Genomic DNA, 13,287 nt, shown 5'->3' on the forward strand with positions numbered 1-13,287 from the left:
CAAGACCGATCTGTCAATGTTAATCCATGCAATAGCCATTGAGGTTTATTGTAGTAAGCATACGTGTCGAGTCTAGCGTCTTTTGAAGCCGGTTATATCTCATCGAGCTGCATTCATTGATCGCCGTTTCTGGCGAAGCGCACAATTTCAGCCTGTCTCTGCTGACAATTCAAAATCGTTTCAGCAGCACGACACAAACCCCTGCATTGCTGTGGCGCCCACCTCCGCTGGCGCCGCGGGCAAATATGCAGCCAGGGTTTTTGAATGTTAGGCTGTCGGGAGCAAGCCCCCTGACTGGACAACTTTATGCGCGAACAAAAGCACCGCACAGCATCCACAGCGAACTCCAATCCCATGTCTACGGTGCTGGTCCCGGTCTTTGTTCCCGCGGTGGTGGTCATTGTGCTGCTGGTGATAGGCACCATCGCAAACCCCGAACTCGCAGGCTCGCTGTTCTCGCAGGTGCTGGCTTATATCACCCACACCTTCGGCTGGTTCTATATGCTGTCGGTGGCGTTTTTCCTGGTGTTCATTGTTGGCGTGGCGCTGACTCGCTGGGGCAACATCAAACTCGGCCCCGACCACGCTGACCCGCAGTACAGCTTTCCCGCCTGGTTTGCCATGCTGTTTTCCGCCGGCTACGGCATTGCACTACTGTTTTTCGGTGTGGCCGAACCGGTTCTACACTATGCCTCACCACCGATGGGGGCCGGTGAGACAGTCGATGCGGCAAAGCAGGCCATGCAGATCGCCTTTTTCCACTGGGGCTTTCATATCTGGGCAATCTACGGCCTGGTTGGCCTGGTGCTCGCCTACTTCGCGTTTCGTCACGGCCTGCCACTGTCCATCCGCTCCGCACTGTATCCGCTCATTGGCGACCGGATCTATGGCCCTATCGGCCACGCGGTGGATGTGTTCGCCATTCTCGGCACCCTGTTCGGGATCGGCACCACCCTCGGCTTGTCGGTAACCCAGCTCAACACCGGCCTCAACTACCTCTGGCCTTCGGTACCCATCAATCACACGGTGCAGATTATCTGCATTGGCGGAATCACCGGCCTGGCCATCCTGTCTGTGGTGGCGGGCATGGACAAGGGGGTGAAGCGCCTCTCCATACTGAATATGGCTATCGCCATTGCACTGATGACCTTCGTGTTTTTTGCCGGCCCTTCAATCCACATTCTCGAAACCTTCCTGCAGAACACCGGCAGCTACGTCAATAACATCATCGAGCGGACATTCAACCTGCAGGCCTACGAACGCAGCGACTGGATCGGCAACTGGACCCTGTTTATCTTCGGCTGGACCATTGCCTGGGCGCCGTTCGTCGGCCTGTTTATCGCCAAGATCAGCCGCGGAAGAACCATCCGCGAGTTCGTGATAGGGGTGATGCTGGTGCCGTCCATTTTTACCTTTCTCTGGTTCTCCATATTCGGCGGCACGGCGCTCACCGAAATCATGGGCGAGGGCTACACCACCCTGATTGCCGAGGTGCAGGAAAACCAGGCCGTCGCGCTGTTCAATCTCTATGGCACCCTGCCCATGAGCACCCTGCTCTCGCTGTTGACCGTGTTGCTGATCATCACCTTCTTCGTCACCTCATCTGACTCGGGCTCGCTGGTCGTCGACTCCCTGGCATCCGGCGGCGCGCTGCATACGCCGGTCTGGCACCGTGTATTCTGGGCCTCCATGGAGGGCCTGGTAGCGGCCACTCTGCTGCTGGCAGGCGGCCTGAGCGCGCTGCAGACCATGACCATCGTCAGCGCCCTGCCGTTCAGTCTGATCATGATTATCTCGGCGCTGGGAATGTGGCGGGCGCTGGTTATCGAGGGTCACCACCACAGCAGCCTGAAGACCGGGGTCCAGCAACGCTATTCCGGCACCAGCGGCCACGGTCTGTGGCGGCGGCGCCTGCACTCCCTGGTGTCGTTCCCGAAACAGGACGAAGTGCAGGCTTTCATGGAATCCACGGTCCACAAGGCCATGCTCCGGGTTGAGCGGGAACTGGCCAACGAGGGCTGGGACGCAGAGGTAACAATCGATGCGGAAAACAACCGCGTCTACCTGGAAGTAACCAAGGATGACCGGGTGGATTTCGTCTATGAAATACGCCGGGTCGAGCATTCCCTGCCGGATTTCGCCTATCCCGAAATGCCGGAGGCGAACGACGGTGAAATTCACTTCTACCGGGCGGAGGTCTTCCTGCGCCGGGGCGGACAGTCCTACGATGTGTTCGGCCTGGACCAGCAGGACATTATCACCGATATCCTCGACCAGTTGGAGAAACACCTGCACTTCCTCCACATTTCGCCATCGATCCTGCCCTGGCGCATGGAAGAGCACGACGACATGCTGTCCACCCCGCCGGAGCCGCCCAGTGTCGACTTGAAAAGCTAGGTGCCGGACCCTGGAATCGCCGTCCAGGCACCAATTAGCCTATACTCCATGACCCTGCATACACACGACTCTACAGCGGAGGTCGACGTGACAATTGGCGTTGGTGGATCAACACCGGAACAGGAACTGGCCAGTTTCCATGACATGACGATGGGCGTTGCACCCATATCGCATAAGGAGTACGAAGCCCGCATTGACAAGGCGCAGGCGCTGATGCAGGAAAAGGCCATTGCCGCCATCTATGTCAATGCTGGCACAAACCTGTACTACTTTACCGGCACCCGCTGGGGCGCCAGCGAGAGGATGGTGGGCGCCATTATTCCCGCCAGTGGCCAGCTGGAATACATTGCGCCGGCCTTTGAAGAAGCGACGCTACTGGAGCACATGACGATCACCGGGCCGGTCAACGGCTGGGAAGAAGACGAGAGCCCCTACGCACTGTTCGGCTCAACCCTGGATCGCATGGGCCTGGACGCCGGCAAGGTGGGCATTGATGAGGCAGCCCCTTTCTTCCTCTACGACGGCATCAGGCAAAGCAACCCGCAGTTCCAGTACCTTAATGCTGCAGCAATTACCGCTGCCTGTAGAATGATTAAATCCCCGGCTGAAATCGCCCTGATGCAAAGAGCTAAGGATATCACCCTGGCCGTGCACAAGAGCGCGGCCCGCATTCTGGCCCCGGGCATTACAACCACAGAGGTCGAGGGCTTTATCCATGCCGCTCACCAGGCAGCGGGCGCCAGCTCCGGGTCCTACTTCTGCATCGTCCTGTTTGGCGAGACCACCGCCTACCCGCATGGGGTCGCGCATCCCCAGGTGCTGCAGGACAATGACATGGTGCTTATCGATACCGGCTGCCAGCTCGAAGGCTATATTTCTGACATCACCCGTTCCTACGTCTATGGCGAGGCTACCGAGCGCCAGCGCCAGATCTGGAACCTGGAGAAAGCGGCCCAGGCCGCGGCTTTCGCGGCGGCACAAATCGGCCAGGCGTGCAGCGAGGTCGATAATGCCGCAAGAAAAACGCTGCAGGCCCAGGGCCTGGGCCCCAACTACAAGCTACCCGGCCTACCCCACCGTACCGGCCACGGCATCGGTCTGGATATCCACGAATGGCCGTACCTGGTCAGCAATGAAAGCACCACTCTCGAAGCGGGCATGTGCTTTAGCAATGAGCCAATGATCTGCATTCCCGGCGAATTCGGTGTTCGCCATGAAGACCATTTTTACCTGACAGAATCAGGTCCGAAGTGGTTTACCGAGCCCGCTCATTCGGTGGACGACCCCTTCGGTTATAACGCGTGAAACCCGTGCTGGGAACGTTGTTGCTCGCCAGCTCAGGCACAGCGAATTTTGCCGGCTCAGGTTCCCGGTAAGCGCAAGCCATGCAAGCCCCACAACTCAAACACTGGATATTACTGCTACTGCTGAGCCTGGCATGGGGCCTTGCCTTCTCCCTGATTGCCGTCGCGCTTGAATCATTTCCGCCTATCACGATTGTCAATATACGTCTCGGGGTCGGGGCGGTGACCCTGTTCCTGGTAATGCGCTGGCAAGGGCATCGGCTGCCACGGGAGTCAGCCTGGTGGTGGCGATTTGCAGTGCTGACGACCATCGGCAACCTGATTCCCTTCTCGCTGATTACCTGGGCAGAGACAGAGATCAGCAGTTCCCAGGCCGGCCTGCTGATGGCGCTGATGCCGATCAGCACCATGGTGCTATCCCACTTCTTCGTGCATGAAGACACGCTGACACCACGCCGACTGTGCGGCGTTATGCTCGGCTTTGGCGGCGTGCTGGTGTTAATCGGCGGCAAGGCCTTGACGGGTATTGTCGGCAGCGCCCTGCTCGCACAGCTGGCAGTGGTCGCGGCAACCCTGTCCTATGCCAGTAACGCGGTGTACAGCAAACGTTTACCACCGATAAATACTCTCGTGGTGGGCACCGGCTCGCTTGGCGTCGGCACCGTGCTGCTGTTGCCCTTTAGCTTCTTCCTGGAGCAGGCGCACTGGGTCGCCCCCTCTTGCAATGCACTGGCTGCGACGCTGACGCTGGGCGTCGTTTCAACGGGGCTTGCAACCTGGATCTATTTCCGGGTGATATCGGACTGTGGCCCTTTATTCCTGTCTATTATCAATTACATTATCCCTGCCATTGCCTTCGCCGCCGGGGTCATCTTCCTGGGTGAAAGTGCCCAGCTCAGTCAGTTCGCCGGCTTGCTGTTGATTCTGGCCGGCATAGCACTCACCCAGAACCGCTCGCCGGCATTGAGAAATTTAGCCGGGGAAGACGCGTAGCCGGTTGATGCCAGTCCGCCAGAACATTCGATCCGGGTCAGCGTGCATTATCTGCGCTACACTCATTAAGTGGTCGCTTATTAAGCCGTACATCGCCGATTACAACTGCACAGGGGGTAGCTCATGGCGGAGCAAATAATCCATGTAGCGGAAAGCTTCTGGAATATACGGGGCTCCTTCCGCATAGGCGGCGTTGTGGAGATTGGCACTCAGGCCTCACTGGTCCAACTGTCCAGCGGCAGTTTCCTGCTGTTGGATTCGTATTCCATCAGTGAGCCCCTGCGGGAAGAAATCGATGCTATCGTGGGCGATGGCGAAGTCGAAGCCATCCTGAACCTGCATCCCTTCCATACGGTACACGTGCAGCGCATGCATGAATTGTTCCCCGATGCACGTCTTCATGGTACCCAGAGGCATCTTGATCTGTTCCCCGATCTGCCATGGGAAGAAGTGCGAAGCGAAGACCAGGAACTGCATGACTGGTACGCCGACGACCTGGATTTCACCATCCCGAGAGGCGTGGATTTCATTTCCGCCAATGAGAACATTCACTTTGCGTCCGTCCTGGCCTACCACCGGGCATCCGGCACCATCCACGCGGATGATACCTTGATGTATATACGCCTCCCGCGATTCCTGGGCCTTGTCGGTTTATCCGAACGGGTCAGTTTCCACCCCACACTGGCCATGGCGCTGGAAAAGCGAGAAGGGGCGGCAGCGGAATTCAGGGAGTGGTCTACGGAATTGGCAGACGCCTGGGGCGAGGCTGAAAATCTCTGTGCCGCTCATTCCGGCAACCTGCTAGCCGAATCCAACCCTGGGGCCCCAATCAGCGAGCGCATACGCAAGGCGGCAGATCGCTGCGAACCGGTTCTCGGCAAGCACGAACGCCGCTATGGCTGAAACGCGTTGTCCGGATAGCGGCCTCTGACAGCGCCTTTGGACAGGCGCCCAATATTGTCCACTGGTAGCGCGAGTGGTTCACTGACAAGTCTAACCAAGCCATGGAGGCAACAGCCAGGTTTGACCGTGGTCTGACCACGCTTACAGGCTGGAACTGGTCAGTTTTTGACGTCAGCCCACAAAATTGGGATGGGTGTCCTGTGTGACCGCTCAAAATTGGGATGGGTGTCCTGTGTGACCGCTGTGTGACCGCCGCAAAGTCGGTCGGCCAGTTTGCGCAGCTGCGCTGCGCCATCTCCCTGAAAGGCACTGCCATGCATGCAGGCCAGCGTGTGCGGCTGCAGCGCAGCCAGACGCTCCAGCACCGGGCCGGTATTTGCACCGTGGGCAAAATAATCCAGGGTGCGGCGCATCTGCTCACTGCTGTCGAGAACATCATCAGATACCGGCGCGTGCTCACTGCCCGGCTGGGTGAAGAGGTCACCGCAAAACAGCAGCCTGGCAGTCAGTTCGAACAAAAAACCGTTCTCCCACCCGTGGGGAACATGAGGTGCATCGATCCAGACCACCCTGCGCGCACCCAGTGACAGTTCCTCACCATCGGCTAGTACCCGCGGTGGCCGGTCGGCCAGGTCCGCTATGCTGGTCATTGCCGCGACCTGGCCGCACAGCGCCTCGGCCCGGGGGGCGGCCCGGAGAAATTCATTGAGCGAGCCACACTCATCGGCTTCCACATGACAGAAGGAGATATAACGCAGTTGGTTCAGTGGCAGTACCGATTCGATGGCCTGGCTGACAGGCTCAAAAAGCCCGCGCAGGCCGGTGTGGAATAACAGTGGCGCCTCGTCCACCAATAAATACTGATTAAAGCTGAAACCTCCCGGTACCGTCTCGGGTGAAACGGGCGTGCTGATTCGGTACAGGCCATTACCAATGTCGTCGATACGAGTGCCCGGTGTATTCATGGTCATATCTCCCAATCCGGCGTTGGCGACTTGCTGCTGAGCATCAGTAGCAATCAAAGAGTTATGGATTCTGGCTGTCGCCAGAATGACATTAGTCAGAGTTTCCCTAGTTCGGTCCATGCAGGGTGTGGATATCCATCAATTTTTCACCGTGGCTTACGCCCCATAAACCTGGCGCTCCAGACCGAGCCTGCATACTGCTGCAACAAGCCGTCCACCTGGTCACAATCAAGGTCAAAGTCTGGAATATCTTCACTGAGAATGGCGCGAAGCTGGGCTGCGTCGTAGACCAATCGCTCACTCACTTCCACGCCTTCGAGACCTGCCTCGCGCAAGCCGTCGTTATAGTCATTTTCCGAGATGGCCCCGGCCACACAGGCAGACCATGCCGCCACACTCTCGCGAATAAGCTCGGGCAGGTCACCTACAACAATGTCCGAGATCATGAACCGCGCTCCCGGTTTCATCACCCGGGCGATCTCACGGAAGACCGCCTTTTTGTCCGGCGACAGGTTGATCACACAATTTGAAATCACCCAGTCCACTGAGCAATCTTCGACCGGCAAGTGCTCGATCAAACCCTTGCGCACTTCGATGTTGTCGAAACCCGCCCTGGCAGCGTTCTGTCTCGCCGCAGCGACCATCTCATCGGTCATATCAACCCCTATGACCTTGCCACCGGGTCCGGTTTTCTCCGCTGCCAGCAGTAGATCCAGGCCGCCTCCGCAGCCCAGGTCGAGCACCGTGTCACCCTCCCGCACGCCCGCGAAAGCCACGGGGTTTCCGCAACCCAGGGAGGCGCCAGCCGCCTCGGAGTGCGTGACTGACTCGCCGTACCCAGCCAATTTTGCCGTCGAGCTGTTCGCGCAGCAGCTGCCTTGCTCCTGCGCCTTTTTCAGCATGTCCGCATAACTTTTCCTGACGAGGTCATGGGTTTCCGACGCTTTCATCGAATTGCTCCTCACAGCGGTTTTGACCATCTTCATGAAAGTTTGGATGCTATTTCCAGAAATTCAACCTGAATACTGAGATGCGGATAGAAAGGGCTTCCACCAGATGGACAGGCGGCCCATGTCGTGCGCCAGTTCAGAGCGGGGCTCCTGCGCGCCCCGCTCCTGACCATCCCGGCGCAGCAGCGCGCTCTCAGGCTGCCTCGCCCTTTTGCAGGACGTGGATATCCGCTGCCGCGAGGCACTTACCGCCAATGGCCCAGTCCCCACCCTCGATCTCCTGGATCCGGACCCAGGTGACCGAGCGCATACTTTCGCCCTCCACAGCGACCATGGCTTCGGTGACCTTTTCGATCAGCTCCTGCTTCTGGTCCGGGGTGAATACGTTTTTGATCACATCGATAGTTACGAGTGGCATGTGAGTTCTCCTGTTGCCCTAAGGCAGTTGTTTCGTTCTGGCGGCGCCTTATTGCGACCACAGGTGAATTGTCGTCATAATCGACCAGGAAGACATGGAGAGACTGTGGAGGTATTGTGGATTTTTTGCGGATTCCACCGATGCCCGGGTCTATGCTCCTCGCATGATCTACGCATTCGATGATTTCGAGCTTGACCTGGACCGCGCCGAACTGCGGCAGGCAGGCACAGTTTGCCCGGTGGAACCGCAGGTGTTTGCGCTCATTGCCCTGCTGCTGGAGAACCGGGACCGGCTGGTATCGCGAGACGAGATTCTGGAAAAGATCTGGGAACGGCGTGTGGTCAGCGATTCGGCCCTCACCAGCCGGATCAAGTCAGCCCGCCGGGCGCTGGGGGACGACGGTAAGGTCCAGCGCTATATCCGCACGGTGCACGGCAAGGGGCTGCGCTTTGTTGCCGAGGCGCAGATTCGCAGCAGGCAGCAACCGCTAGCGCAACAGCCAGTGGCACCTGCCCAGCCGGCGGAGCCTTCCCGGGCAGTGGAACTGGCGGCAGACGCTCGCCCCTCTATTGCGGTACTGCCGTTCAGTACCCACGGTGAAGCCGGCGACTGGCTCAGCATTGCCGATGGCCTGCCGCACGAACTTATTGCCGAGCTGTCGCGCCTGCGCTGGCTATTTGTGGTGGCCCGCGCCTCCTCCTTCCGGCTGCGCAGCGATAATGTCGACCCCTGCGAGGTGGGCAGGATTCTGGGCGTACGTTACTGCCTGTCGGGTACGCTGGAGATTAGCCCTCAGCGACTGACTGTCACCACCGAGTTGGCGGACACGGCTGACGGCGACGTGGTGTGGGCCGAGCGCTACACCGCAGCACTGGATGATGTGCACAGCGTGCGTGAGCAGATCTGTGCCAGCGTCCTTACCCACCTGGAAATCCGAATCCCCCAGCATGAAGCGTCGAATGCACGGCTCAAGGTGCCGGAAAGCCTCGACGCCTGGTCGGCCTACCATCTGGGTCTGCAGCACCTGTACCGCTTCAACCAGAAAGACAATGCGATTGCAGCGGATATGTTCGGCCGCGCCGTGCGGTGCGACCCGGGCTTCGCCCGCGCCCATGCGGGGCTGTCGTTCGTCCATTTCCAAACCGCTTTCCTGCGCCAGGCCAGTGACACCGATGCGGAAGTGGCGAAGGCGAGGCAGTGCGCGCAGCGGGGCGTCGACCTCGATCCGCTGGACCCCTTCGTCAACTTCACCATGGGCCGCACCTACTGGCTCGAGTCCGACCTCGATCGGGCCCACGGCTGGCTTGAGCGCGCCATCTCGCTGTGCCCGAACTACGCCCAGGGACTGTATGCCAAGGCCTGGACCGAATCGATGGCCGGTGCCGCCCTCGACGCCCGCGCCCACCTCGACCTGTCCATGCGCCTGAGCCCGCTGGATCCGCTGTACTACGGCATGCTTTCCGCCCGTGGCCTGACCCACGTGACTCTGGGAGAGGACCTGGAGGCCGCCGATTGGACCGATCGCGGCGCCAGCGCACCCGGCGCCCACGCTCTAATCGCATTGATCGCGGCGGCGGCCGCCCAGTTGGCCGGGCAGGAGGCGCGCGCGCAGGCCTGGGCGGCCGACGTCAGGCGGCGCATGCCGGGCGTCACACGCACGGATTTCTTCCAGGCCTTCCCCATCCGCGACCCGCACCAGCGCCAGAGAATGGCTACAGCGCTGGCCCAGCTGGGGTTCAAAGGTGCCCTGCCCTGTGACCACAGGACCGGACCCTGAAGTTAGGCCTGGCGTGACCTGGGGGTGCACAGCAGGGTCCTGGATTGTGTGGATGAGCTACCATCAGGTTCGACGTGCACGCAAGGCGACTGCAGCAATGAGCAGCGATACCACTCTCCACAGCGCCCACTGGGAAAACAGCGGAATGGCAACGGCGAGTTCACTGAAAAGCGACCCTACCTGGTCGACAGTCGGATCGCCGTCACCATCCGGGTCCGGATCAGTGCCGTTGTCGGAGGTATCTGCCGTTGCTCCCCCTGCAGAATCGGTGGAAGCCCGAGCGATATTACTGACGGTTTCAGTGACGCCATTAAGGTTGAACCGGCTAGTGGCTGTAACCGTGGCGCTTGCACCCACCGCTAACAACCCGGGGCATGGATACATCGGCGGACATCCCGGCCGGTTCAAATTGACGGGCGGTTATGCTATCAACTGCTAATTATCCTAACGGCATCGTGTTAATTTGCGCCCGAATTTACGCTGAATACTGCCGCGGATGAAGGTCGCCAGGCCTTTGACCTTCCTGTATCCCTTTACGGGCCGATGGGTTACTCCAGGAGGCAAATATCGCCTCGAAATGGATAGGATTTCGATGCAGACCAACACCAGGGGATTTACCCCCGGTTTGTACCTGTTTTTTATGCCGGTGTGATATTGGCGTTAAGCCGGAAAATGTTATCAGGGTCGTAACGTTTCTTGATGCCGGCGAGCCGGGCGTAATTGCCCTGGTAATTCTGGTTCATCATTCGCCTGTCGTGGCCATCATCCACCTCCACCGTGTAGAAGCCGTAGGTGAACGGGTGCAGCTGGGACCACAGGTTCCTGATATAGCCCACGTGCTCATCCCGCGGTGCATTGCTGCGCCACGACACCATCTGCACCATGTTGTGGCTCGCATAGCGGTGCGGGAACGCGGTGGCGTCGGCGGCCACCTGGTTAATCGCTCCCCCACTATGCTGGAACAGCAGTATGCTCGTGCGATCCGGGTGCTGCTCCATACCCGCTGCGATTGCATCGATCAGCCCGGGCCGGATACCATCGACAAAGCCGCCTTTCAGGTAGCTCGCCCAGGACCTTGGATCACTGCTGTCTCCGCTGCGTTGCAGTGCGACATAATCGACCGCTTTCACCTGGTTGGCGATGGGCTCGACCGCATCCAGATAAGGCTTGATAGCTTTTTCATAGCCTACCGGATCGCCCGACCAACACACATCCAGGATTGCCATGCCGGGTTTGCCGCCGAAGGGGTAGACCGCAATAAAATCCGTGTACAGCTCTTGCGGGCTGCGTGGCGAGTAGTCAGCGTAGACTTCCAGCAACGCCCGGATCTTCGCCATGGGGAACACGATATTGCCGCCGATCACCTGGCGCTCCATCGGATGCAGCTGAAACTCGAAATTGGTGACCACGCCGAAATTGCCACCTCCGCCGCGGACCGCCCAGTACAGATCCGGGTTTTCCTCGGCACTGGCGTGCTGCAGCCGTCCGTCTGCTGACACCACATCCACTGACTTCACGTTATCCAGGGCAAGGCCGAAGCGCCGACCTACCCGGCCGAAGCCACCGCCGGTGGTAAGGCCACCGACCCCCGTATGGGACACCGTACCGGCGGTCGTCACCAGGCCGAGGGCCATGGACTCGTGATCGAGCTGGCCCAGCAGGCTGCCCCCGGTAACGAAGGCCGACCGGTTGGGCAGGTCGATGCGCACGTCCCGATACGTGGACAGATCGATCATCATCCCACCGTTACAGGTCGATTTCCCGGCATAGCTGTGGCCGCCGCATTTCACCGCAATAATCAGGTCGTTGTCACGGGCAAATTCCACCGCCGAGCTGATATCGGCAGCACCGGTGGGCTGCACGATCAGGGCGGGATGTTTGTCGATGGAGCCGTTGAGTACGTGGCGCGCGGATTCGTAGGCGGCATTGCCGGGCAGCAGCAGCTGCCCGCGCAGGCTGTCGGCAAGGGACTGCACGGTGCCCTGGGCAAGCACCTGCTCACCGCCGGCCCGGGTCAGTGCCTCCAGGTCGCGATCGACCTTCATCAGGCCAGCATACACCGAAGCCAGCGCATGGTTGCCCAGCAGCGGCATGATCGCGCCACTGGCGAACGCCGTCCGGCAAAAGTTGCGTCTCAGCATGGACCCTTCCCCGTCTCTGCACGAGCAATGATGGGCTAACTGTAGTTCATGATTCCAGAGACCGCCAACGGCCTGGCGTAAGTCCCTCCCGATTAGGACACCCACCCTAACGCCACTGGAGAACGCACCCGATTAGCGCACCCGATTAGGACACCCACCCTAACAGCACCCGATTAGGACACCCACCCCGCACCCGATTAGGACACCCACCCTAACAGCACCCGATTAGGACACCCACCCTAAAACACCCGATTAGGACACCCACCCTAACGCCACTGGAGAATAGTCCACGCACTATGCCGTACCTGCACCATCTAACGTGAGTATCTAACAGTGTGGTGGGTGTCCTGGTTTGCCCTCACAGTGTGATGGGTGTCCTGGTTTGCCCTGGTTTGCCTCGACGCTAGTTCATGTTCTTCCATGCCGCGCCGCGTAAGGAACAGGGTAGGAGGGCAAATTGAGCATTTGAGCCGCCTCGGTCGGCGTGGCGACAGACCGGCCCAGCTTATGGGCAAGCGCCACCACTTCTTCCACCAGTTCCACGTTGGATGGCTGCCGGTCTCCAGCGTAGGGTTCCAGGCCGACCTGGACATGTCCGCCGCGACGTATGGCGGCCTCGGCCATACCGCAGCGCACGCAGTCGTCACCAAAAGTGGACACCAGCCAGGGCAGATCACAGCCCTCGAGCATAGCGAGGTAGGCCTCCAGACTGGCAATGCCAGGCGGCATTCCGAAGGGTAGATCGTTCGATGCAAAATAGAACTTCAGAATGCCACCCGGCGGTAGCTTGCCTGCCCGGTAATAGGCCAGCACGAATTTGAGGAATCCCGGCTCAAAGATTGAAATGCTCAGCCCGATATTGAGCCGACGGCAGGCCTCCACATAGTAACGAGAATCGTGCATGTCATTTCGATAGAGCATGTCGGTGGGAGCGAAGAGGCCGTCTTCACCCAACACCGATAGGTTAAAGGTGCCAGGGTCGCACAGCCCCTGCGCCAACAAGCCTTCCTCGGCCATGCGTTCCACATGACTGTAACGCACTTCCACCGGAACCCCTTCCTGGCCGACGGGCATGGTGGGCGTGAGAATCGCATCGGGACGATCGTTGAGCAATAAGCGCCAGGGCCTTGCGTAACGTTCGTAATCAAGCTTCCCGGTTCCACCGAAAATAGGCTCATCCGTGTGGTTGTGAATGAGAGCCGCCCCCGCCGCCATGCAGGCAAGTGCGTCAGAAACGATCTCTTCGTCAGAGTACGGTACACTCGGGTTTGCCGCCTTACTGGTGGCTCCGTTCAGCGATGCCTCGATAATAAGAGGGTTCACTAGCGTCCGGTTAATTGTTGAACAAATTCAGTTGGTTAGAAACCATGTCATCTTCCAGGATATGTTTGGTATCGAAAAAGTCATTGTTTAAAGGGATTTTTTCGAAGAGGGTGACC

General features: G+C 59.3%; 10 protein-coding genes. 5 read left to right on the plus strand and 5 right to left on the minus strand.

The genetic code is table 11. The features are described 5' to 3' along the window. Positions 1-306 precede the first annotated feature (306 nt). The 4 genes from DWB85_RS17670 to DWB85_RS17685 all read left to right on the plus strand — a co-directional run bounded on the left by DWB85_RS17670 (position 307) and on the right by DWB85_RS17685 (position 5,597). Positions 307-2,397: a BCCT family transporter gene (locus DWB85_RS17670; RefSeq protein ID WP_117957181.1), complete on the plus strand. Its 2,091-nt coding sequence runs from the start codon at positions 307-309 to the stop codon at positions 2,395-2,397. Between the two features lie 48 nt (positions 2,398-2,445). Continuing rightward, positions 2,446-3,702: a M24 family metallopeptidase gene (locus DWB85_RS17675; protein WP_239017378.1), complete on the plus strand. Its 1,257-nt coding sequence runs from the start codon at positions 2,446-2,448 to the stop codon at positions 3,700-3,702. A gap of 80 nt (positions 3,703-3,782) precedes the next feature. After that, positions 3,783-4,694: a DMT family transporter gene (locus DWB85_RS17680; protein WP_117957183.1), complete on the plus strand. Its 912-nt coding sequence runs from the start codon at positions 3,783-3,785 to the stop codon at positions 4,692-4,694. A gap of 123 nt (positions 4,695-4,817) precedes the next feature. Continuing rightward, positions 4,818-5,597: a hypothetical protein gene (locus tag DWB85_RS17685; protein WP_117957185.1), complete on the plus strand. Its 780-nt coding sequence runs from the start codon at positions 4,818-4,820 to the stop codon at positions 5,595-5,597. A gap of 158 nt (positions 5,598-5,755) precedes the next feature. Here DWB85_RS17685 and DWB85_RS17690 read toward each other — a convergent pair whose 3' ends face one another. From DWB85_RS17690 to DWB85_RS17700, 3 genes are all read right to left on the minus strand, one after another. Then, positions 5,756-6,568 carry an oxygen-binding di-iron domain-containing protein gene (locus DWB85_RS17690; RefSeq protein ID WP_205422795.1) on the minus strand — a complete coding sequence of 271 codons (813 nt, stop codon included), beginning with the start codon at positions 6,566-6,568 and terminating at the stop codon, positions 5,756-5,758. A gap of 140 nt (positions 6,569-6,708) precedes the next feature. Next, positions 6,709-7,512 carry an arsenite methyltransferase gene (arsM, locus tag DWB85_RS17695; protein WP_117957199.1) on the minus strand — a complete coding sequence of 268 codons (804 nt, stop codon included), beginning with the start codon at positions 7,510-7,512 and terminating at the stop codon, positions 6,709-6,711. Positions 7,513-7,705: 193 nt separating this feature from the next. After that, positions 7,706-7,930 (minus strand): tautomerase family protein, encoded by a 225-nt coding sequence (locus tag DWB85_RS17700; RefSeq protein WP_117957187.1) that lies wholly within the window; start codon positions 7,928-7,930, stop codon positions 7,706-7,708. 163 nt (positions 7,931-8,093) lie between these two features. On the opposite strand from DWB85_RS17700, the gene DWB85_RS17705 reads away from it, so the two are divergent. After that, the gene (locus DWB85_RS17705) at positions 8,094-9,707 is read left to right on the plus strand and encodes a winged helix-turn-helix domain-containing tetratricopeptide repeat protein (RefSeq protein ID WP_117957189.1); all 1,614 of its coding nucleotides are present in this window, start codon (positions 8,094-8,096) and stop codon (positions 9,705-9,707) included. Between the two features lie 638 nt (positions 9,708-10,345). Here the strand turns inward: DWB85_RS17705 and DWB85_RS17710 are convergent. Both DWB85_RS17710 and DWB85_RS17715 read right to left on the minus strand, forming a co-directional pair. Continuing rightward, on the minus strand, positions 10,346-11,848 hold the full coding sequence (locus tag DWB85_RS17710; protein ID WP_117957201.1) for an FAD-binding oxidoreductase: 1,503 nt from the start codon (positions 11,846-11,848) through the stop codon (positions 10,346-10,348). Positions 11,849-12,256: 408 nt separating this feature from the next. Then, entirely contained in the window at positions 12,257-13,171 is a 915-nt protein-coding gene (locus DWB85_RS17715; RefSeq protein ID WP_239017379.1) for a beta-keto acid cleavage family enzyme, read from the minus strand. Between the last annotated feature and the right edge of the window lie 116 nt (positions 13,172-13,287).

Source organism: Seongchinamella sediminis (assembly GCF_003457605.1).
Lineage (GTDB): Bacteria > Pseudomonadota > Gammaproteobacteria > Pseudomonadales > Halieaceae > Halioglobus > Halioglobus sediminis.